Annotated in this window: 10 protein-coding genes and 1 pseudogene; 8 read left to right on the top strand and 3 right to left on the bottom strand. The window is 63.7% G+C overall.

Annotation, left to right across the window (positions count from 1 at the left end; translation table 11 throughout):
* Positions 1-44: 44 nt before the first annotated feature.
* On the bottom strand, positions 45-8,657 hold the full coding sequence (locus M4J40_RS09140) for an MBG domain-containing protein (RefSeq protein ID WP_251753779.1): 8,613 nt from the start codon (positions 8,655-8,657) through the stop codon (positions 45-47).
* A gap of 906 nt (positions 8,658-9,563) precedes the next feature.
* Here M4J40_RS09140 and M4J40_RS09135 point away from each other — a divergent pair.
* A complete protein-coding gene (locus tag M4J40_RS09135; RefSeq protein WP_251753778.1) occupies positions 9,564-10,502 on the top strand; it encodes a LysR family transcriptional regulator in 939 nt (312 codons plus the stop codon).
* Here M4J40_RS09135 and M4J40_RS09130 read toward each other — a convergent pair.
* Positions 10,459-11,745, bottom strand: coding sequence for an MFS transporter (locus M4J40_RS09130; RefSeq protein ID WP_251753777.1), 1,287 nt, complete (start codon positions 11,743-11,745; stop codon positions 10,459-10,461). The two genes, M4J40_RS09135 and M4J40_RS09130, sit on opposite strands and share 44 nt — an antisense overlap.
* Here M4J40_RS09130 and M4J40_RS09125 point away from each other — a divergent pair.
* Both M4J40_RS09125 and M4J40_RS09120 read left to right on the top strand, forming a co-directional pair.
* Positions 11,735-11,941 (top strand): hypothetical protein, encoded by a 207-nt coding sequence (locus tag M4J40_RS09125; protein ID WP_251753776.1) that lies wholly within the window; start codon positions 11,735-11,737, stop codon positions 11,939-11,941. The genes M4J40_RS09130 and M4J40_RS09125 overlap by 11 nt on opposite strands.
* A 381-nt stretch (positions 11,942-12,322) precedes the next feature.
* On the top strand, positions 12,323-14,311 hold the full coding sequence (locus tag M4J40_RS09120; protein WP_251753775.1) for a methyl-accepting chemotaxis protein: 1,989 nt from the start codon (positions 12,323-12,325) through the stop codon (positions 14,309-14,311).
* A gap of 77 nt (positions 14,312-14,388) precedes the next feature.
* On the opposite strand, the gene M4J40_RS09115 is transcribed toward M4J40_RS09120, so the two are convergent.
* Positions 14,389-16,005, bottom strand: a complete 1,617-nt coding sequence (locus M4J40_RS09115) for a fumarate hydratase (RefSeq protein WP_251753774.1) — start codon at positions 16,003-16,005, stop codon at positions 14,389-14,391.
* 460 nt (positions 16,006-16,465) lie between these two features.
* Here M4J40_RS09115 and aspA point away from each other — a divergent pair, with 460 nt between their 5' ends.
* The 5 genes and pseudogenes from aspA to M4J40_RS09095 all read left to right on the top strand — a co-directional run bounded on the left by aspA (position 16,466) and on the right by M4J40_RS09095 (position 22,567).
* A complete protein-coding gene (gene aspA, locus M4J40_RS09110) occupies positions 16,466-17,899 on the top strand; it encodes an aspartate ammonia-lyase (RefSeq protein ID WP_251753773.1) in 1,434 nt (477 codons plus the stop codon).
* Positions 17,900-17,932: 33 nt separating this feature from the next.
* Positions 17,933-19,249: a dicarboxylate/amino acid:cation symporter gene (locus M4J40_RS09105; RefSeq protein WP_251753772.1), complete on the top strand. Its 1,317-nt coding sequence runs from the start codon at positions 17,933-17,935 to the stop codon at positions 19,247-19,249.
* Between the two features lie 180 nt (positions 19,250-19,429).
* Positions 19,430-20,251 (top strand): annotated as a pseudogene (locus M4J40_RS22530) (cache domain-containing protein); the annotation flags it as partial.
* 674 nt (positions 20,252-20,925) lie between these two features.
* Entirely contained in the window at positions 20,926-21,243 is a 318-nt protein-coding gene (locus tag M4J40_RS09100) for an ATP-binding protein (protein WP_311134112.1), read from the top strand.
* Complete coding sequence (locus M4J40_RS09095; RefSeq protein ID WP_311134111.1) at positions 21,230-22,567, top strand: sigma-54 dependent transcriptional regulator; 1,338 nt, start codon at positions 21,230-21,232, stop codon at positions 22,565-22,567. The genes M4J40_RS09100 and M4J40_RS09095 overlap by 14 nt, the downstream gene beginning before the upstream one ends.
* Positions 22,568-22,702: the final 135 nt, after the last annotated feature.

Here is a 22,702-nt window from a genome sequence, read left to right as displayed (position 1 = left end):
CCCCATCGTCTCTCTGGCCAGGCACTTGCGGCTTCCGAGCCCGTCTATCCGCCATCGCTCGCGACGTTGCAGGGATAGGGCACGCCGGCAGATGCCGCTCCGGCGACACCCACGGTGCACACCGGCTCGGCAAGGGAGGAAGCCGTTGACGTTTGGCCGTCGCCTTCCTCGGCTGAGACGGCCAGGATGGAGAACGTCCCGGGAGCGAAAATCAGAGTCCGCCCCCCAACGTCGGCCTGCGAAGTTGCATCTTCTGGCGTGGCGTCGCTGGAAATGGCCCCCGTGACCATATTGTAGGTATCAAAGGCGAAACTGCCTGATGCAAACTCTGGAGTCGGGGACTCTGATACCGTGCGCCCCTGCCCTGAAGTCCCAGGCATGACAAAGCTCAGCGTCGTTCCAGATGTCGGGTTGGCACGCCCTTGTGCGAAGGCGTGGGAATCCGGCAGGCTCACATCGGCGAACGGCCCGACGATCGGCGCCGTCGGGTTGATGGTCAGAGCACCCGCGACATAGCTGATGTCGTAGTTGCCGGAGGTGAGACCGGAGGCGGTGAGCGTGTAGCTACCTGCGTTGACCGCACCTTGCGACGTGCCGTCGTAGGAGAGCGTCCCGCCGAGCACCGAGGCCGTCTCGCCGTTGACCAGACCGGCGTAGGTCACGCCGTTGCCGCCGCTGTAGGCGAGGCCGTCGTAGGTCTTGGACGCGCTGCTCGCCGTGATGGTCAGAGCGGCCTTGTTCACCGTCAGGGCGCCCGTGACATAGCTGATGTCGTAGTTGCCCGACGTCAGCCCCGAGGCGGTGAGCGTGTAGCTACCTGCGTTGACCGCACCTTGCGACGTGCCGTCGTAGGAGAGCGTGCCGCCGAGCACCGAGGCCGTCTCGCCATTGACCAGACCGGCGTAGGTCACGCCGTTGCCGCCGCTGTAGGCGAGGCCGTCGTAGGTCTTGGACGCGCTGTTGGCGGTCACCGTCAGAGCAGCCTTGTTCACCGTCAGGGCACCCGCGACATAGCTGGCCGTGCCGCCGTAGGCGAGGGTGCCACCGAGCACCGAGGCCGTCTCGCCGTTGACCAGACCGGCGTAGGTCACGCCGTTGCCGCCGCTGTAGGTGAGGCCGTCGTAGGTCTTGGACGCGCTGTTCGCCGTGATGGTCAGAGCAGCCTTGTTCACCGTTCCGATCGTGCCGGAGATCGAGTCTGAGGCCAGTATGTAGTTGCCGGCCGAAGCCCCACTCAGGGTGAGGCCGGAGACCGACACGGTCTTGCCGGTGCCGGCGTCGGCGCTGTCGTAGCTGCCCGATGTCGGGGCGACCAGCGACACCAGATCGCCAGCGACCGTCAGACTGGACAGCGTGTAGTTGCCCGAACCAAGCGTCGCTGACGCTGTCCCGTCATAGGTCTTGGCGACTAAGCCGGTCAGCGAGGCCGTCAACACCGCCGGGGTGACCGTCAGGCCGTTCGACAGTGTCTGGTAGGTGATGGTGTAGTTCGACGCCGAGCCCGACGAGAACACCGCGTTCGACGCCGTGATGTCGTAGCTGCCGACATTGGCGGTCGCCGCCGCGCCGGCGCTGGACAGCGTCACCGAGCCGATGGCATCGCCGCCTTGCAGTGTGCCCAGCACCGAGTAGGCCGAAAGCGCTGCCAACTGGCCATAGGTCTTGGACACCGCTGCCGGCTTGATCACCAGCGTTAGCGCCGCCGGGTTGATGGTCAGGGCGCCGGCCACGTAGCTGATGTCGTAGTTCCCCGACGTCAGACCGGAGGCGGTAAGCGTGTAGCTGCCGGCATTGACCGCACCTTGCGACGTGCCGTCGTAGGAGAGCGTGCCGCCGAGCACCGAGGCCGTCTCGCCATTGACCAGACCGGCGTAGGTCACGCCATTGCCACCGCTGTAGGCGAGGCCGTCGTAGGTCTTGGACGCGCTGTTGGCGGTCACCGTCAGCGAAGCCTTGTTCACCGTCAGAGCACCCGCGACATAGCTGATGTCGTAGTTGCCGGAGGTGAGACCGGAGGCGGTGAGCGTGTAGCTGCCGGCATTGACCGCACCTTGCGACGTGCCGTCGTAGAAGAGCGTCCCGCCGAGCACCGAGGCCGTCTCGCCGTTGACCAGACCGGCGTAGGTCACGCCATTGCCGCCGCTGTAGGCAAGACCGTCGTAGGTCTTGGACGCGCTGTTCGCCGTGATGGTCAGAGCGGCCTTGTTCACCGTCAGCGATCCCGCGACATAGCTGATGTCGTAGTTGCCGGAGGTGAGACCCGAGGCGGTGAGTGTGTAGCTGCCGGCATTGATCGCACCGTCGGCCGTGCCGTCGTAGGAGAGCGTGCCGCCGAGCACCGAAGCCGTCTCGCCATTGACCAGGCCAGCGTAGGTCACGCCATTGCCACCGCTGTAGGCGAGGCCGTCATAGGTCTTGGACGCGCTGTTGGCGGTCACCGTCAGCGAAGCCTTGTTCACCGTCAGAGCACCCGTGACATAGCTGATGTCGTAGTTTCCGGAGGTAAGACCGGAGGCGTTGAGCGTGTAGCTGCCGGCATTGACCGCACCTTGCGACGTGCCGTCGTAGAAGAGCGTCCCGCCGAGCACCGAGGCCGTCTCGCCGTTGACCAGACCGGCGTAGGTCACGCCATTGCCGCCGCTGTAGGCAAGACCGTCGTAGGTCTTGGACGCGCTGTTCGCCGTGATGGTCAGAGCGGCCTTGTTCACCGTCAGCGATCCCGCGACATAGCTGATGTCGTAGTTGCCGGAGGTGAGACCCGAGGCGGTAAGCGTGTAGCTGCCGGCATTGACCACACCTTGCGACGTGCCGACGTAGGAGAGCGTGCCGCCGAGCACCGAGGCCGTCTCGCCATTGACCAGGCCAGCGTAGGTCACGCCGTTGCCACCGCTGTAGGCGAGGCCGTCGTAGGTCTTGGACGCGCTGTTCGCCGTGATGGTCAGCGAAGCCTTGTTCACCGTCAGCGATCCCGACATGGCGATGTCGTAACCGAACTGATCGGAATAGAGCCCGCCGATGGCGTAGGTGCCGGCGTTCTTCACCGAGGCCAGATTGCCGCCGAGCGTGCCGAACAGTACCGCCGATGGGTCGGAATAGCTGGCGGTAAAGCCGCCCGCGTAGGTCGTGCCGTCGTAGGTCTTGGAGACGTCGCTCGCCGTCACCGTGGTGGCGGTCAGGAAGGTGCGCAGCAGAGGCGCGGTATAGCCGTCGTAGATGCGCCAGACCGACGACGTCCCGCCGTTGGTGGCCAGGTCCCAGCCGGCGTAGGACGTGGCGTCCATCATTTCGGCGCTCGTCAGGCCGGTACCCTTGCCGGTGTCGGACTGGCCGGTGGACGAGCTGTCATAGAAGGAACCGGCCACCGTGCCGGAGCCCGCGTTTACACCGACCAGCCCGCCGGTGAAGCCACTGCCCGTCACGGCACCCGTCGCGTAGGCGTTGCTGACTGCACCGTTGTTCTGTCCGACCAGTCCGCCGACATAGAAGCTGCTGGTGGCGCTGCCGGTTGCATAGGCGTTGGCGACCGTGCCGTTGTTCAGGCCGACGAGACCGCCCACATTGGATGAGCCGGCACCGCCGACGGCGCCGGTGGCAAAGGAGGTGCCGATGGTGCCGGCGTAGAAATTGCCGCCGACGAGGCCGCCCACATAGCCGGTCCCCTTGACCGTTCCCGTCGCATAGGACGCGATGATGGCGCTGGCATTGCTGCCGACCAGTCCGCCGACGTAGACCGTACCGCTGACATTGCCGCTGGCATGGACGTTGGTGAGGGTGGACGACGTGGCGCTGACGCCGACGAGGCCGCCGATGTAGCCGCCGGACGTCGAGGTGACGTTGCCCTCCGCGTAGGAGTCGCGGATGGTGTTGCCCATGCCGTAGCCGACGAGCCCGCCTGCCTTGGTCGTCGCCTGGACGGCGCCGGCCGCATGGGAGCCGTCGATCGTGCCGTAGTCAAGGCCCACCAGGCCGCCGACAGACGTCGTCCCGTTGACGTCGGCCGTCGCATAGACGTCGGTAATGGTTCCGGCGTTCTGGCCGACCAGAGCGCCCACGTTGGTCTGGCCGGTAACGCTGCCGCCGACAAGCCCGACATCGCGGATCGCCGCGGTCGAAAGAGTGACGCCGAACAGGCCGACGTTGTCGGTCGTCGCGCGACTGATCGTCAGACCGGTGATCGTGTGGCTCTGGCCATTCAGCGTGCCGGAGAAAGCGATGGTCGCGCTGCCGATCGACGCAAATCCCGCGCCGGAGTTCCAGCTGGCGGTACCCGAGGCATCGATGTCATTGGCCAGCACGAAGTTCTTGAAGAGAAGGCTGGTCGAAGCCATGCCCTGCAGACCGTAGGCGTCGAACAGCTGATAGGGGCTGGCCGATGTGCCGGTCCCCGCCAGCGCCCGCACGAAGCTGGCGCCGGACGCAATGCGGAAATCGGTCACAGTGAGGGCGGGCAGCGCGCTGCCGATCTGGCTCCACAGGCCGGACGAAAGCGTGAGCGTGCCGACGGCGATGTCGCCGAACGCGTAGACCCGATTGCCAGCCTGGAGCGTCAGGGAACCGGATGCCCCGGTCACGCCCTGCATGCTGATGCTTCCGGCGCTGGACAGCAGCGACAGGGTGGAGCCGTCGCTCCAGCTGATGGCGGAGGCGAGGGTCAGGTTTCCGCTGGCGCTCAAGGCGCGGCTGCCGCTGATGCCGAACGTGCTGCCGACGCTCTGGAGATTAAGCTCACCCGCCGACGAGATCAGATCGCCGTCCAGAGAATATTGAGTCCCGCCCTTGGCGTAGAGCGCAACGCCAAGGCTCGTAGTGATTCCGCTTCCAATAGCCGAAATCGTGCCGAGATCACTGTCCGTATACGTGCCCAACGTGTTCTGAAGGGCCGCAACCGTCGTGGACAAGGCATTGTTCTGCGTCTGGATGCTTAGGACACCGCTACTGATATTAAGACCGGTCTGATTGGACGAAGGCGTAATGCTGTCCTTGAAGGCAATCCCTTGGGTGGATTCGCCGTCGAGATAGGTCAGTACGCCGGTGCTGGCGAGCGCGCCGGATGAGGTGAGGATGTAGTAGTAGCCGTTGGCGCCGGTGGAAGCGCTGCCGATGGAACTGCCGTTCGAGACCGCGCTGACGGTGGCGTTGGTCAGCGCCGTCAAACCGCCGGCGGTGTAGGCCGTGCCGGTGACGGCGATCGGTGTCGCGGAATAGGCCCAGGACAGATAGGGATAGAGCCCGGTACCGGTCTTCCAGACGCTGCCGTCGAACCCGGACGGCAACGTACCCTGGAGCTCGGCCGTGGTCTTGGCCGTGCCGTAGGAGCCGGAGGTGATGCCGGTGGTCTCCTTGTCCCAGTAGGAGTTGGTCACGGTGAGCGCGGCGGTTCCCCGCCCGATGATCCCGCCCACGAAGGTCCCCGACGGTATACCGGTCGCATAGCTCTGATCGATGGTCGCCGCGAAGAGGGACCAGCCGACCAGCCCGCCCGCATAGCCAGATCCCGAGGTTGCCGACACATTGCCGGTGGCATAGGACTGCGTGATCACCGCCCCGTTATAACCGATCTCACCTACCAACCCGCCGGCCACGGCGTTCTGCGCACTCGCTGTCACGTCGCCGGTGGCAAAGGACTGCGAGATCGTACCGACCAACTGGCCGACAAGGCCGCCATTGCCCGAGACGGTCACATGCGCGTAGGAGCGCGTCACCGTGGCGTTGCCGGCCACCGAGCCGACCAGACCGCCGGTCTGCCACGTGCCGGAAACCGAGCCGGTTGCATAGCTGTTGGTGACCAGCCCTCCCGTGTTGAGCACCCCAACCAGCGATCCGATCATGCCGGCGTTGGTATTGGTATTCCTGACGTCGACGTCGAGAAGGCCGACGTTCTTGATGGTCCCGCTTGCCGAACCGAACAGACCCACGTTGCTGGCGGTCGAGACGATGGTCAGCCCGGAGATCGTATGGCCTTGGCCGCCGAACGTGCCTGTGAAGCTTGTCGTGGTGCCCCCCAACGGCACAAAGCCCTTGGTCGACCACATGTCGGAGGCGTTGCTGCCGGAGGTCGCCGAGGCGTCGATGTTGGTGGCGAGCGTGTAGTCGGCGGAGAGGTCCAGCGCCATCAGCTGGAGCTGATGGGCGTTGGTGATGGTGGTGGAATACTCGCTGCGCAGGAACGGCCGGGTCTGGCCGTCGATCATGAACCAGATGCCGGAGTTGCCGAAACTGAATGCCGAATAGCTCGACGCCGTGCGGGCTTGGGCGGTCGTCAGGCCAACGGCAACATTGTAGGAGGCGGCATTGGTGTAGGACCCGATGCCGACAGACTGTCCGGTGGTGTCGATGTCGTAATAGGAGTCGAAGACTACGTTGTTGTTGGCCCCGACCAACCCGCCGACATTGCTCGTGCCGCTGACCGCGCCCGAGGCGTAGGTATACTGAATGTATCCACTGAGTTGATTGTAACCGACCAATCCGCCGACATTGCTCGTGCCGGACACATCTCCGATCGCATACGAGTTCCGGAGCGTAGCGCGGTTTATGCCGATCAGTCCGCCGACGTACTTCGTGCCGCTGACATTGCCGGAAGCGTAGGAGGTCTGAACCACGCCGGATACCGCGAATCCGATCAGCCCGCCGACCGAAGTGCCGCCGCTGACATTGGCCTCGGAATACGAAGCGAAGACGCCCCCGCCGTCCACAGCGCCGACCAGACCGCCGACATACCCCGAGGCGATGGTCGCGTCGCCCGTCACGGTGCCGGTGACGTAGTCGTTCATGAGCTGCGCAAAACTGAGGGCGCCGGCTATGCCACCGACCGTGCCCAGGCCGGTTATGTCGACATCGATGAGACCCAGATGCTGGACCCAGGTTGTGCTCGGACTGGTGGCCGAGGTGCCGACCTTCCCGAAGAGACCAACGTAGCTGGTCGTGGGGCGGTCGATGGTCAGGCCCGTGATGGTATGATCCTGACCGTTGAACGTGCCAGTGAACGCATTCGCGTTCCCGATCGGAACGAAGCCGGCGCCGGAATGCCAGCTCGCGGTGCCGCTCGCATCGATGTCGTTGGCAAGCGCCCAGTTCGCCGCCCGGTAGGTCGACGACGAGCCGACGCCTTGCAGGCCGTAGACGTCGGATATCAGATAGGGCGTGGCGCTGGTGCCGTCGCCGCCGGTGACGCGCAGGAAGGAGCCGCCCTGAATATCGAAATCCGTCGCCGAGAAGGTCGGCAGCGTGGCGGCGATCTGGCTGAAGGCGCCGGCGGTCTGGATGTAGCTGCCGACGGAAATGCCGGCGCTGGCGGAAATGGCGTTGCCCGCCGTCAGCGTCAGCCCGCCCGAGGTGGCGGTGATCGCCGCGTCGATGGCGATGTTGTTGTAGGCGTCGAGCGTCAGCCTGTTGCCGCTCGACCATGAGATCGCCGAGGCGATGGTGATGTCGCCGTTACCGCCGGCGGTGACGACGCCAGTGCCGCTGGCCGTCGTGGAGGTGGTTTGCAGCGTCACCGATGTGGTGGCGAGGTTGGACGAGATGGTCGCCGCCGAGGCGGCATCCACCGTCAGATCCTCGGGGTCGACGAGCCAATTGCCGGTGGTGCCGCCGACCGCAGAGGTGTTTACCGAAATGCCGGTGAAGTCGACGCTGTGGCCCGATGTTTCCACCGTGCCGCCAGCGCCGCCGGTACCGCCCTGCGCCAGGAGGTCGCCGCTGTAGATGCCCTGACCCGAGGCGATGGCGATGATAGAACCGCCCGAATTTCCCTCTCCTTCGGCCGAGGCGTCTACCGTGCCGGAGAGGTCGACAGTGCCGCCGGTGACCACCACCTTGCCGCCGTCAAGGTCGGCAGGTCGGGGCAGTGGCAGGACCGTAACCTTGGGGGCACGCGCGACGATGTGCGCAGTGCTCTTGACGGTGCCGCTGTCACCCGCGGTCAGGAAGATCCGCCCGCCGGAAGAGGACACGCCCGTCGCCTTGATGACCGACTCCGTATTGCCGGCCAGCGCGTAGACGTTGCCGCCATTGGCGCGCATCTCGATCTCGGCGGCCTTGACCGTCCCGGAGTTGACGGCCGCCGTGTCCGAGCCACCGACCCTGACGGCAAACTTGCCGTTCTCGCCGGAGCTGTCGCTCATCAAGACGTCATAGCCGGCCGCCAGCGCCGCTGTGCCGTTGGACGCACTGATGGCGCCGGTGTTCTCGACCCGGCGGGCGATCAGCGCCACATCGCCGTTGGCCGACGCAATCGTACCGTTATTGACGACGGAAGCGGTCGAGTTACCGGAGAACGTCGCCGCCCCACCATCGAGATAATCCTGGTCGGTAATGTCGTGGGTCGAAGCGATGAACGACCCGCCAGTGGTCACCTTGCCACCGGGGCCGACAACGACGCCGGCCGGGTTCACCAGATAGAGGGTGCCGGTCGCGGACAGCTGGCCGTCGATCTGGCTGGTGACGTTTCCGGTGACCCGCGACAGCGTCGAGCCGGAGCCGTTGTTGAACAGCACCGAGCCACCGGCTCCGATGGAGAAGGTGTTCCAGTTGACAATCGCTGCGGAGGAGGTCTGGTTGATGACGAGGCCGTCGGAACCGGCGGCAACGGTCGCCGAGCCGGTCACCACATGAGCGCCCGTGGGCAAAACCGCGCCGGCCAGAACCTGGGCAGGCATGACCACAACCAACGTCACGACCGCCGTTGTCCGCATCAGCAGCCCATGCCGCGGCCTCGCTCCCCGATATGCGCTTGACGACGAGAGCCGACTCCTGACCGCGACGGGGGCAGCATGCAACGCCTTACGTCCCAACATGAAGCCACTCCAAACTCAACGGCCGCCAACTCACATCGCGACGCGGCTCAGCCTCTGCCGCGCATGACTCCGCCGTTCGCGGACGTCATGCGTCGACCACGTTTTTGTCTTGTCCATTGTCCTCACGGACGAAAAGTCTATCGCACCCAGCCCAACCTAAAGACAAAACCAAGTTTTTCTTTCAGGTGCGTCCGATTCCAACAGAAGATCTCCTGGACAGGCGGCATAGGCTTTTGGTGATCGACATCAGAAACACCAACCCGCACATGCTTTCCTTGCCTGCCTAGGCAATCCTCCTAATGGGGCTTTTCCTCGTTTTACGGAACCTCAATCCGCCGGACAATCCCAGCGGGGAAAATAGAGATTATCTCAAATCTGAATAATTCCCACCACAAGGGGTGGGTACTCACCGAGTGGAAAATAAAAAGACATTTGAATCAAATAATTGGGAGCTTTGCAGCCACCTTGGCGCTCGACGGGTGACGGCATTCCCTCGTCCAAAAAGGTAACCATTTTGAAACGCAACGTCATTCGCTCCCGTCACAACGTCAGTCAAGACCAATGCGAACTCGCCGTGGCGGCAATCATGACGTGCACCGCCAAGCCAGAGTCGCGCGCCAAGAGTCGCAAACTCCCTTGCGGCTTCGCCATCTTCATGTCGAATCTGAATAGTGTTAGTGGTCGTCGAGGCTGAGACATCAGCGGCTCGAACTCGTCTGGCTCCAACGATGGAAGCGGCGACCGATTGGGTATTTCTGGGAGAGCGGGATGGATCTGCGTGATATCGACTTGAACATCCTCCACATATTCGAGGCGATCTACACCACCGGCAATATCACGCGCGCGGCACGGCAACTGGGCATGAACCAGCCGACGGTCAGCAACGCGCTCGGGCGCCTCAGGGACCAGTTCAAGGATCCGTTGTTTCAGCGCGTCGACAAAGGCGTCGCCCCGACGCCTTTTGCCGAGAGCCTGATCGACCCGGTGCGACGATCGCTTGCCATCCTGCGGGACGGTATCTCACTCAATCGCGATTTCGACGTGTCTCAGGCGGTCCGCACCTTCCGACTGGCCCTCAACGACTTCGCGGTGGTTTCGCTGATCCCGGGCCTTCTTGAGGACATCTCGAAACGATCGACCGGGCTCAAGCTCTATGTCATGGGGCAGGAGGTCATGCAGCCGCTTGAGGCCTTGCTGGCCGGTGAAGCCGACATCGCCGTCGACAGCATCATGCGTGAAGTGCCCGGCGTCGATCTGATGCCGCTCCATGTTCCGTTGGCTGTCATCGTCGCCCGGCGCGGGCACCCGCAGATCCAGGGGACGATCACCAAGCAGCAGTACTGCGATGCAGCGCATATCGTCCTGAAGCAGGACTCGCGCTTGCGTGCGCACGCCGAAGCCGTCCTGCTTTCGCAAGGGATAACGCGGCGTGTGGTCTGCGAAGTTTCGAACTGCATCCAGATTCCGTCGCTGATCGCGTCAAGCGACCTGATCGCCATGCTCCCTGGCCCCTATGCCAGGACAGCCGCCCAGCATTACGATCTGCAGGTGTTGCCCACGCCCTTCGAGTCATCCGGCCATCGCATCCAGATCGCAACACTCGCCGAGAAGGCGACCGACCCGGGAATCGACTGGCTCCGCCAGCACCTCTACCGCGCCGCCCTCAACGCCGCGAGTTCGGAGAGCTGGCTGTCGCAGCCTGGGTAAGCCCTGTTTCAGACCGGTCGGAGTCGAGCCGCCGGCCCGCGAGCCAGTAGAGCATGCATGCGACAAGGCCGACGGCCTGAAGTCCGACAAGAGAGAAGCGAAGCGAGGCACCATCGCCATTGCCGACGATCGAACTTGCCCACCCGACGAGCGCTGGGCCAACCCCCATTCCGGTGACCGTCGCCAGCGACAACAGCAGCGCCGATGCGAGAGGTCGCTGGCCCGGGCTAACGGCGCCATGGATCAGCGAGATGGTCGGCGCGTAGGTTGAAAGAAAGAAGGCGGCGGGTACCAGGAAGGCCGCGAGAAAGACGGCGGGCTGGTCCGATAGCAGAAAGACTGCCGCAAAAGGTTTGGTCACCGCGATGAGGACAGCCGGTCCCCAAGCCAGCCAAGCCTGACGACGCGACGAAAGCCGCTGGATGAACCGGCTGCTGAGAAGCGTTCCGGAAATCGCCAACAGACTGGCTACCGTTATCAGAGCCGCGGTCTGCGTCGGGGAGAACCCGTGAACGCGCATCAGGAATGCCGGATACCAGACGACCGCCCCGGCGACGACGATCTGGTTGGTGGCTTCGGCAACGGTCACCAGCCATGCGGCAGGGTTGCCGAGAATGGTTCGCGCGACATCGCGAAACCGCGATGGCTCCGGCGGCGACGCGGTCTCGGCCTCCTTCGCCTCTGACCAGTAAGCACGCGACGGCTCGCGGGCCAGAAACAGCAACAGGCCCGGCACGCTGCCGAGAACTCCGGCAACGATCATCGCCGAACGCCAGCCGTAGGCTTGCCCGATCACGCCACCGATGAACACTGCCAGCACGCCACCGATCGACGGACCGGTCATGAACCTGCCAAACGCCTTGAGGCGGTTTTGCTCGACCGCTCCGTCGGAAAGAAGGGAGTGTGACCCAGGCACGGCGCCAGCCTCGCTCAGCGCCATGGCCGCGCGGGCACTCACGAGCTGCCAAAAGCTGGTGGCAAGTCCACAAGCCACGGTCATAGCCCCCCACAGCAGCGCCGACAGAGCCACCAGGTTTCGCCGGTTGCTTCTGGCTGCCAGATAACCGGCCGGGATCAGGCCGACGGCATAGACGATCGAGAACGCCAGGCCGGATACAAGTCCCACTTCCAGATCGGTGAAGTTCAAGTCTAGTCGAATCGGTTCAAGCAGCAGGCTGAAGATCTGTCTGTCGAGGTAACTCGAGGCATAGACGGCAAGCAGGAGCAGCGGCATGGCCCGCATGAACGAGATCCTTAAACAAGCGCGGTGCAAAGGCTCACATCAGAAGTCGTCGCGGTGCAAGCGCAAAATAGGCGGCGAAGGGCGCAACACCCGCGTCGAAAAGCAGTGCGAGGATGACAGCGTAAGTTCACTCTCTGTGCCCGATGTCGACCTCGGGGCAGCGGCAGCCGAGGTCTTCGACTTGGACCGTGTCTGAGTTTCATTTGGCTTGCCACAAGCGGTGTCCCACAACTTCAATGAAACAGAGGGGCCAAACCCATTTCTCGGCTTACCTGGATAACTCGGGCCAGACGTGGTTAGCGTTGATCGACCCACCAACGTGGGCACAATAAATCAGAGAAACAACGAATGTTATTTTCAACAATACATGCGAACTTCACTCACTGAAAATGTATCGAACAAAATCATAAAAAACAGAAATAGCTTCGGCGCCCGCTTAACTAAACGACAGGATTTATAGTTCAGCCTGACTACTTGCCATGAGTGACGTTCGGCGGCGTTGGTCACGTCGCTGGACCGTTCTCAAGCCGAGACCGGGCAAAGAACCCGAATCTCGGAAGTCTTGGCCGGAGGTCTCATGTTCGATCGTCTGCGCATTATTTCCCGCATCGCCCTGATCTGCGGCGTCATGATCATTCCGGTTCTCACATTCGGCACACTGTTCTTCGAGCAATCGCGAGAGCAGAGCCGGCAGACGGCAGCCGAGATCCGAGGCATGGAGCACTACAGGCTCGGCTTCGCCTTGTGGGAGGCGCTGCTCGTCGAAGAGCGGGCACCGGGCGCCACCATGTCGCAGCCAGTCGCCGATTTGCGCAAGGCTTACGCCGAAGGCGCGACAACCTACGATGGGCTGCATGGCACCGACAAGCTATCCAAGGATTTCGTGGCCGCCGCCGAGGTGGGGCGTGGAAACGAGGCCAAGGTCACCGGCCTGGAGTTGCTCAATGTCGTGCGCAACACGTCCGAACTGACGCTCGATCCGAAGGCATCCAGTTATTACCTGATCGACGCGGCGACCTTGCAGATGCCCACGCTGCTGATGGCCTCGAGCAACCTCGGCGATCTTTTCGCTCTCGCCGATCGCACCAAGGGCTTCATCACGCCGCAGCAACGCATCGACATCGTGGGCGCGCTGCACGAGCTCGACAAGAGCGCGGCCGCCCTAACCTACGACTTCCAGATCGGCCTCGCCGATGTCAGCGACGCCAAGGCCGCAGATCTCATGGCCAAGGCGGAAAACCTGGCGAAGACGGCCACCGGATTTGCCGACAAGCTCAGGCCGGCCGTGCAGGTCCTGGCGACCGGGAAGTTTCCCAAGGATCTCAACGTCGGCGTCGCGGATGCAAAAGGTGCCCTGCGCACTGAGACTTTGGCGCTTTGGCACCAGACGGCGGATGAGATAGACACCTTACTTGGCAACCGCATTAGCGGGCTCAGTTGGGCGCTCTACGTCAACCTCGCCATCATTGGAGCGATCCTGACGATCGCCGGCGTGCTCGCCTATGTCGTCACTCGCTCGATCTCAAAGCAAATGGCGCACCTCACAGGCGTTTTGGGCGACATCGAGGCCGGGCGCTTCGACGTCGAGATCCCCTATGCCGGTCTCCGCAACGAAATCGGCACCATGGCCAAGAGCTTTGCGGTCTTCCGCGACGGCCTCGCCGAAGCCGAGCGCATGCGGATCGAGCGCGAAAATCAAAGTGCCGATGCAATCCGGGCCGCCAGCCGCCGAATAGAGCTGGTCTCGGCGTTCACGGACCGGATGACCGGGCTGGCGGGAGCCTTCACCGCATCGTCGGGTGAGGTCAACACCGCCGCCGAGGGGCTCTCGGAGAATGCCCGCCATTCCGCAGACCGAACGGATGTAGTGAACACCGCCGCCGAGGAAGCCTCGGTCAACGTCAACACCGTCGCCTCGGCCACGGAAGAGTTGGCAGCCTCCATTGGCGAGATCGCCGGCCAGGTTCGCAGGTCAGCCGACGTTGCCGCCGCAGCGGCCGACGACGCGACGCTTTCCGAACAGAGCATCAGCGCCTTGTCGCTGGCGGCCGAGAAAATCGGCGACGTCGTCAGCCTGATCTCGGCAATTGCCGAACAGACCAATCTTCTGGCGCTCAACGCCACCATCGAGGCGGCGCGGGCCGGCGAAGCCGGCAAGGGATTTGCCGTGGTGGCCTCGGAGGTGAAGCAGCTCGCTTCGCAAACAGCCAACGCCACCGCCGACATCTCGCAAAAGATCATCGAGATCCAGACACAGACATCGACCTCTGTCGATGCCATCTCTCGCATCGTCAGCACTGTCCGGTCGCTGGGCGAGATCACCCAAACCATCTCGGCCGCCGTCGAACAGCAGGGGGCCGCCACCCGCGAGATCGCCGTCAACTGCCAGCGCGCGGCTTCCGGCGCCGGAGCCGTCACCGAGAATATTGGCGAGGTGGCCGCCGCAGTCGACCTGACCGGAACGTCAGCCGGCCGACTGACCAATCTCGCCCACGATCTTGCTCGCCGTGCCGAGGAACTCAATCAGGAGGTCGGCGCCTTCGCCGAACAGCTGGCCGCCGCCTGAGGTTTCACACCCGGTCCGCTTGAACTGGACTCATCCAGCTCAAGCGGGTTTCGGCCTGACCGGTCGAGCGCCGACCGTCAGCCGAGCCCGAGCTCGGAGAAAAAGTCGTTGCCCTTGTCGTCGATGACGATGAAGGCAGGGAAATCGACGACCTCAATCCTCCAAACCGCCTCCATGCCAAGCTCGGGGAACTCGACGAGCTCGACCTTTCGGATGCAGTCACGGGCAAGCCGCGCGGCCGGCCCGCCGATCGAGCCGAGATAGAAGCCGCCATGACGGGCGCAGGCGTCGCGAACGGCGGCGGACCGATTCCCCTTGGCCAGCATGACCATCGAACCGCCCAAACCCTGGAACTGATCGACGTAAGAGTCCATTCGACCCGCCGTCGTTGGCCCGAATGAGCCCGAGGCGTAATTCTGTGGTGTCTTGGCCGGACCAGCGTAGTAGATCGGGTGGTTCCGGAAATAGTCCGGCAGCGGCTCGCCGCGCTCCAGCCGCTGGCGCAACTTCGCATGGGCGAGATCACGGGCAACGATCATCGGACCGGTGAGGCTGAGGCGGGTTCGGATTGGATGGCGCGATAACGACCTGAGAATCTCAGTCATCGGCTGATTGAGATCGATCTCCACAACGGTGCCGCCGAGCATGTCGGCTTCGACATCGGGAAGGAAGCGGGCCGGGTTTTGCTCGAGCTCCTCGAGGAAGGCCCCGTCTCTTGTGATCTTTCCCAGCGCCTGTCGGTCGGCCGAGCAGGAAACGCCGATGCCGATCGGCAACGAGGCGCCATGGCGCGGCAGGCGAACGACACGTACGTCGTGACAGAAATACTTGCCGCCGAACTGCGCTCCAACGCCAGTGGACTGGGTCGCCTTGAGGACTTCTGCCTCGAAGGCCAGATCGCGAAAGGCGTGCCCTGCCACCGAGCCGGCCGTCGGCAAGCCATCCAGCGCCTTGGTCGAGGCGAGCTTGACCGTCTTCAGGTTCATCTCCGCCGACGTGCCTCCAATGACGATGGCCAGGTGGTATGGCGGACAGGCGGCCGTGCCCAGCGTCAGGATCTTCTCCTTGATGAAGGCCAGCATGCGATCGTGAGTCAGCAGCGACGGCGTCCCCTGGAACAGGAAGGTCTTGTTGGCCGAACCACCGCCCTTGGCGACAAACAGGAACTTGTAGGCGTCATCCCCCTCCGCGTAGATGTCGATCTGAGCCGGAAGATTGTCGCCGGTGTTGATCTCGTCGAACAGAGTGAGCGGGGCGAGCTGGGAGTAGCGCAGATTCCTGGCGGCGTAGGCGTCACGCACGCCCTGGCCGATCGCCGCGTGGTCGCCGCCGGGGGTCCAGACGCGGCGCCCCTTTTTGGCGGAGACGATGGCGGTGCCGGTGTCCTGACACATCGGCAGTACGCCGGCGGCCGAAATGCAGGCGTTCTTCAGGAGATCATAAGCGACGAAGCGATCGTTGTCGGTAGCCTCGGGATCATCGAGGATGCTCGCGAGCTGCGCGAGATGGGCCGGCCGTAGCAGGTGATTGATATCCCCGAAGGCGGTTTCGGAAAGGAGTCTCAGCGCCTCCGGCTCCACCTTGAGTATGGTTTCACCCTCGAACACCGCCGCGCTGACCAGATCGCCAGTCAACTTCCGGTAGACGGTGTGGTCGGCTGCGAGGGGAAACAGGCCACTCTTGTCGTCGGGCATCGGATCGTCCTTGGCTGAGGGAGTCGGCGATCGAACAGTTGCCGCCGAGCATGCATCGCGGCCTCTCTAGCGCGCGCCCGCGGCAGGGCCAATACGAGCGGCATCGTCCAATGGGATGATTGAGAATGGCCACGTTTTTGCCGCCGTTCGCGCATCCGAACGCGTCGAGCGCCGCGTTCGGTTTTCCGAACAAGAGCTCGATGCCCATGGAAAATCCTTTTAAAACAATTGGATAAATAATTGCCCATAAGAGTTCTTCGCAACTGGGCGAACTCAACGACCAAGAGCTCCGCCACAATGACGCCACATCGTTCGGTTTTCCGAACGAAGTTCGAGAGGCGTTGAAAAAATGGCCTATATAACAATAGCTTGCGAGACACCTTCGAGATAGCCGGGTGGCACACCTCTTGCCGATACCAATTCGTCCCCTGGGCAAAGGGGGCGAAAACGGGAGAGAGAAATGCCCACCGACAAAATGAGGATCGAACACGATCTGCTCGGCAACCTGGAGGTTCCCGACAGTGCCTATTACGGGGTTCATACCCTGCGGGCCGTCGAGAACTTCCCCGTTACCGGGACGCCGATCTCGCATTATCCGGATCTGATCAAGGCGCTGGCCATGATCAAGCAGGCCGCCGCGCGGACCAATGCCGAACTTGGGCTCTTGCCGGCGCCGATCGCCGACGCGATCGTCGGCGCTTGCCGGGAGATAAGGGAGGGGCAACTCAACGATCAGTTCGTTGTCGACGTCATCCAGGGGGGCGCAGGCACCTCCACCAACATGAATGCCAACGAGGTCATCGCCAACCGGGCGCTCGAACTCATGGGAGCCAAGCGGGGCGACTACAAGCGCCTGCATCCCAATGAACACGTCAACATGAGCCAGTCGACCAACGACGTCTATCCGACGGCCCTCAAGGTCGCGACCTATGCCGGCATCTATCGTCTGGTTGATGCCATGGCTCACCTCCGCGCAGCGTTCCAGCGCAAGGCGGACGAGTTCGGCGACGTGCTCAAGATGGGGCGCACCCAGCTCCAGGATGCCGTGCCGATGACGCTCGGCCAGGAGTTCGCAACCTATGCGGTGATGCTCGAGGAGGACGAGGATCGCCTGAAGGAAGCCGCGCAGCTGATCCGCGAGATCAACCTCGGGGCCACGGCAATCGGCACCGGCATCAACGCCCATCCCGGCTATGCCGCGCTGGTCTGCCGACACCTCGCCGAGATCTCCGGCATTCCGGTCATTACAGCCCTCAACCTGATCGAGGCGACGCAGGACTGCGGCTCCTTCGTACAGCTTTCGGGCGTGCTGAAGCGCGTCGCCGTCAAGCTGTCCAAGGTGTGCAACGACCTGCGGCTGCTGTCGTCCGGCCCGCGCGCCGGCTTTGGAGAAATCAACCTTCCCGCCCGTCAGGCCGGTTCGTCGATCATGCCCGGCAAGGTCAACCCGGTCATTCCGGAAGTGGTCAACCAGATCGCCTTCGAGGTGATCGGCAACGACATGACGGTTTCGCTCGCCGCCGAAGCAGGCCAGCTGCAGCTCAACGCCTTCGAGCCGATCATCGCCCACAGCCTCTTCAAGTCGATCACCCATCTCCGGCAAGGTTGCTACATCCTGGCCGACAAGTGCATCGACGGCATCACCGCCAACAGGGGCCGTCTCGAGGCGATCGTTCGCGATTCGATCGGCATCGCCACCGCTCTCAACCCGTTCATCGGATACGCCAATGCCACGGATGTAGCCGTTGAGGCGCATCGCACCGGGCGCGGCGTTGCCGAGCTGGTGCTCGAACGCGGGCTGATGAGCCAAGAGGAACTCGCAGACGTCCTTCGTCCCGATGTCCTCACCCACCCGCGCCTGTTCAAGGCCCGGGCCGAGGCCTTCGCAAAATAAGAAGCGGAACACTGGGAACCCAAGGAACGCACCATGCACGCCATAGACACGACACCCAAGAAGTCGCGCCAGTCGACCTACATCCTGCTCGCCATGCTGCTCGGCATCGTCGCCGGCTACGTCTGCAACAAGATGGCCGCCAGCCCTGAGGAAGCCAAGTCGATCGCCAGCTACTTTGCCATGCTGACCGACATATTCCTCCGTCTCATCAAGATGATCATCGCGCCGCTGATTTTTGCGACGCTGGTGTCCGGCCTCATCAACATGGGCGACGCCAAGACCGTCGGCCGCATCGGCGGCCGGGCCATCGGCTGGTTCCTGATGGCCTCGCTCACGTCGCTCACCATCGGCCTCGTTCTGGCCAACGTCTTCCAGCCGGGTGGCAGCCTCAGTATTCCGCTACCGGACGTGCACACCGCCGTTGACCTCAAGACGTCGTCACTGAATCTTCAGAACTTCCTGACGCACGTCTTCCCGCGCAATATCTTCGAAGCCATGGCCGGGAACGAGATTCTGCAGATTGTCGTGTTCGCGGTGTTCTTCGGTCTGGCGCTCGGCAACGTCCGCCACATCAAGTCGGCCGATACCCTGGCATCCACCATCGAAGGTGCTGTCCCCGTCATGCTCAAGGTGACGGGATACGTGATGCTGTTCGCCCCCGTCGGCGTGTTCGCGGCCATCGCCAACGTCGTCACCACGCAGGGCCTTGGCGTGCTGATGGTCTACGGCAAGGTGATGGGCGGCTTCTACACCGCCCTGCTGATCCTCTGGGCCGTGCTGATCGGGCTCGCCTACCTGGTCCTGAAAAACAAGGTGTTCCCGCTTCTCAGCGCCGTTCGTGACCCGATGATCCTCGGCTTCTCGACCGCGTCGAGCGAGGCGGCCTATCCGCGCGTCATGGAGGCCCTGAAGCGCCTTGGCATTTCCGAGCGGGTCATCGGCTTCGTGCTGCCGCTCGGTTACTCGTTCAACCTCGACGGTTCCATGATCTACACGACCTTCGCCGCCCTGTTCGTGGCGCAGGCCTACAACATCCCGATGGATCTCGGCACCCAGATCACCATGCTGCTGGTGCTGATGGTGTCGTCGAAGGGCATCGCCGGCGTGCCGCGCTCGGCCCTCGTCGTCGTTGCCGCGGTCATGCCGATGTTCAACCTGCCCGAGGCCGGCGTGCTGCTGATCATGGGCATCGACGTGTTCCTCGACATGGGCCGGACCGCCACCAACGTTCTCGGCAACTCGATCGCCACCGCCGTGATCGCCAAGTGGGAAAACGCCTACGACGATCAGGACTGCATCGCCGAAATCGAGACAGGCGACGCTCCGGCGATAGCTCCCGAAGTCGCCTGACGATCCGATGCGCCGCCCTCACCGGAAGAGGCGGCGCATCCACACGACAGCCGGACGGCAGCCAGCGCTTTCACGCAACCTCGCCGCCCGGCGCCTTGCTCGACCGGCCGCTATGGACAACCGGCCCGGCCGGTGCCAATCAGGATCGCAAAACGAAGCTGGCCGGAGGCTTTACGCCCCATGACCCAACGCCACGCGCAGCGATCGCTTGCCCTCCTGTTACCCGCCATCCTGATGCTGGCGCTGGCGATGAGCTTCGTCGGCTTCAAGGTCAGCGAGGACACCAGCATCGCGCGGCTGGCCGAGCGGGGGCGCCAACGGCTGGACCTCTACGAGACCAGCCTGGAACGCGAGATCGACAAATATGCCTTCTTTCCGGCGACGCTCGGCCTTGAGCGCGATGTCGTCGATCTCCTCGTCAACGGCGGGCAGGAACAAGCCTCCCGCATCAACAACTACCTGGCCGAACTCAACAAGCGCGCCGGTTCGCTGTCCATCTATCTGCTAAGCTCCAGCGGCCATGTGGTTGCCACCAGCAACTGGAACCAGCCGGACAGTTTCCTTGGCGAGGACCTGTCCTACCGCCCCTATTTTCGCGATGCGCAGGCCAAGCAGACGGGCCGCTTCTTCGGCATCGGCACCACGCGCAGCCAGCCCGGCTATTACCTGTCGTCGCCCATTCTGGCCGATGACCGCCTTCTTGGGGTCGCGGTGGTGAAGGTAAGCCTGGAGCAGCTCGAGACATCCTGGTCGACGGTCGAAGCGCCGGTGCTCGTCAGCGACGAGAATGGCGTGGTCATTCTCGCCTCGGTCCCTTCCTGGAAGTTCACCACGCTCACCCCGCTCAGCGAAGAGCGGCGAAGCGAGCTCGCGCAATCCCTTCACTACAACGCCCGCCCGCTGCCCCCGCTCGGCCTGCAGTCGCAAGGAAATGTCGGCTCCGAAAAGGCAGAGATCGTCCAGCTGGTTCGGCCGGCGGCGGAGGCGCCCCATACTTTCCCGATCTACGGGCGCTTCCTGGCGCAGTCGGCGCCGCTCAAGGGCACGAACTGGCGCCTTACCGTGCTTTCGCCCTTTGGCGACCTGCGCACCATGGCCTGGCTAAATGCCGCCCTCGCCGCCGCCGGCGGCGTCATATTGTGCATCGCTTCGATCGCCCTTTACCTGCGACGGCTCCGCCAATGGGAACGGCTTCGCGCCCGCGAAGCGCTTCAACGCGCCCATGACGAGTTGGAGCGCAAGGTCGAGGAACGCACGCGGACGCTCAAGGAAGCGCAGGAAGAACTGATCCACGCCGGCAAGCTCGCGGTCATCGGCCAGATGTCGGCCGGGCTGGCGCACGAGCTCAACCAGCCGCTCGCCGCGCTGCACACGCTGTCCGACAACACCGTCAAGTTCATGCAGCGAGGAATGCTGGACGAGGCAGGGAGCAATCTCGCGCTGATTTCGGATCTGGTGACCCACATGGGCACGCTGACCAGCCAGCTGAAGTCGTTCGCGCGCAAATCGAGCGGCAAACCGCGCCCGGTGAACGTGCGACGCTCGCTGGACAACGCGCTGTTCTTTCTCAACCGGCGTCTGTCTCAGCGCTCCATCGCGCCGGAGATCGACGTTGACCCCGCCGATCTCGCCGTCCTTGCCGATTCCAACCGGCTGGAACAGATCCTCGTCAACTCATTGCCAACGCGCTCGATGCGACCGACGGAGCGGAGGCGCCGCGCATCGGCCTGTCGGCTCGCAGGGGCGGCGACCGCGTGTTCATCGAAGTTCGGGACAATGGTCCGGGATTTGGCGAAAGCGAGCGTGAGCGCCTGTTCGAGCCGTTTTTCACGACCAAGGACTCGGGCGGCGGACTCGGACTGGGGCTTGCAATTTCGGCCGGGATTGCCAGAGACTTCGGCGGCTCGCTGTCAGCCACCAACCTCGTCGAAGGTGGAGCGCTGTTCGTGCTCGACCTGCCGCTCGCCGCCGCTTCGGAGAATGCCGATGCCTGACACGCTCAAGGTGCTGATCGTCGAGGACGACCCGAACGTCAGGCGCGGTTGCCAGCAGGCGCTGGTGCTGGAGGGCATCGTCGCCGACGCGGTCGACAGCGCGGAGAATGCCTGGCGCTATATCGCCGAGAATCCTCCGGCGGTGGTCATCTCCGACATTCGCCTACCCGGCATGGACGGAATGGCGCTGATGGCGCGCATTCGGGCCTTCGATGCCGACCTGCCGGTCGTCCTGATGACCGGGCACGGCGACATCTCGCTCGCCGTTCAGGCCATGAAGGACGGCGCCCACGACTTCATCGAGAAGCCGTTCTCCTCGACCCATCTCGTCGAGATCGCGCGGCGCGCGCTCGAAACGAGGCGCCTCGTCCAAGAGGTGCGGGACCTGCGCGCGCAGATCAACAGCGGCCAGAACCTCGAAACCCGCATCATCGGCAAATCACCGCAGATCCAGATGGTGAGGCGGCGCATCATCGACCTCGGCCAGGCATCGGCCGACGTGCTGATTACCGGCGAAACCGGCACCGGCAAGGAGCTGGTCGCCCAGTGCCTGCATGACCTCAGCCCCCGCCGCGCCGGCAACTTCGTCGCTCTCAACTGCGGCGGAATGCCCGAGAACCTCATCGACAGCGAGATTTTCGGCCACGAAGTCGGCGCGTTCACGGGCGCTGCCAAGAGGCGCATCGGCAAGATCGAGCATGCCAACGGCGGCACGCTCTTTCTCGACGAGATCGAGAGCATGCCGATGCCCATGCAGATCAAGCTGCTGCGCGTTCTCCAGGAACGGACGATCGAACGGCTCGGCTCAAACCAGGTCCTGGACGTCAACTGCCGGGTTATAGCCGCCTCGAAAAGCGATCTGCGCGAGCTTTCAGACCAGGGGCGCTTCCGCGCCGACCTCTACTACCGGCTCAACGTCGCCACGCTGCGCCTGCCCCCGCTACGCGAACGACGCGACGACATCGGCCTGCTGTTCGAGCATTTTGCCCACCAGGCCGCCGCGCGCTACGGGCGCCCGGCGCCCCGGCTCGACAGCGAGAAGCTGCAAGCCCTCATGGCCTGCGAATGGCCGGGCAACGTGCGCGAACTCAAGAACGCCGCCGACCGCTGGGTTCTGGGCGACATCGACGGCTTTCCCCTCGACGATCCCGACGGCGACAACCGCCGTTCGCTAACGGAAACCCTGGAAGTCTTCGAACGCCGCCTGATCTCGGAGGCATTGCGCCGCAACGGCATGTCGCTGTCGCGCGCCGCCGAGGACCTGAAAATGGCCAAAACCACGTTGCACGACCGAATTCGGAAGTACAAGCTTTCGGGACGATGAGCCCTCTGGGCTTTCTCATCACCCTGCCGGACGGCTGGTGTGTCCTCTTAAGCTTCTTGGCTGATGAATTTGCTGACGGTTTCCCATGGTCTTCTTCCCATGTTTCGGTATCCGAGATGGGGCCGCTCGGTGTTG

This window comes from Pleomorphomonas sp. JP5, from assembly GCF_023721815.1.
GTDB lineage: Bacteria > Pseudomonadota > Alphaproteobacteria > Rhizobiales > Pleomorphomonadaceae > Pleomorphomonas.
Note: the sequence above shows the minus strand (reverse complement) of the source record. Positions and strands in the feature narration are given on the sequence as shown.

Excerpts from the sequence above, each read along its gene's own strand:
- M4J40_RS09140 (WP_251753779.1), bottom strand. The coding sequence starts at position 8,657 with ATGCCTGCCCAGGTTCTGGCCGGCGCGGTTTTGCCCACGGGCGCTCAT.
- M4J40_RS09135 (WP_251753778.1), top strand. The coding sequence starts at position 9,564 with ATGGATCTGCGTGATATCGACTTGAACATCCTCCACATATTCGAGGCG.
- M4J40_RS09125 (WP_251753776.1), top strand. The coding sequence starts at position 11,735 with ATGGCCCGCATGAACGAGATCCTTAAACAAGCGCGGTGCAAAGGCTCA.
- M4J40_RS09130 (WP_251753777.1), bottom strand. The coding sequence starts at position 11,745 with ATGCGGGCCATGCCGCTGCTCCTGCTTGCCGTCTATGCCTCGAGTTAC.
- M4J40_RS09120 (WP_251753775.1), top strand. The coding sequence starts at position 12,323 with ATGTTCGATCGTCTGCGCATTATTTCCCGCATCGCCCTGATCTGCGGC.
- M4J40_RS09115 (WP_251753774.1), bottom strand. The coding sequence starts at position 16,005 with ATGCCCGACGACAAGAGTGGCCTGTTTCCCCTCGCAGCCGACCACACC.
- aspA (WP_251753773.1), top strand. The coding sequence starts at position 16,466 with ATGCCCACCGACAAAATGAGGATCGAACACGATCTGCTCGGCAACCTG.
- M4J40_RS09105 (WP_251753772.1), top strand. The coding sequence starts at position 17,933 with ATGCACGCCATAGACACGACACCCAAGAAGTCGCGCCAGTCGACCTAC.
- M4J40_RS09095 (WP_311134111.1), top strand. The coding sequence starts at position 21,230 with ATGCCGATGCCTGACACGCTCAAGGTGCTGATCGTCGAGGACGACCCG.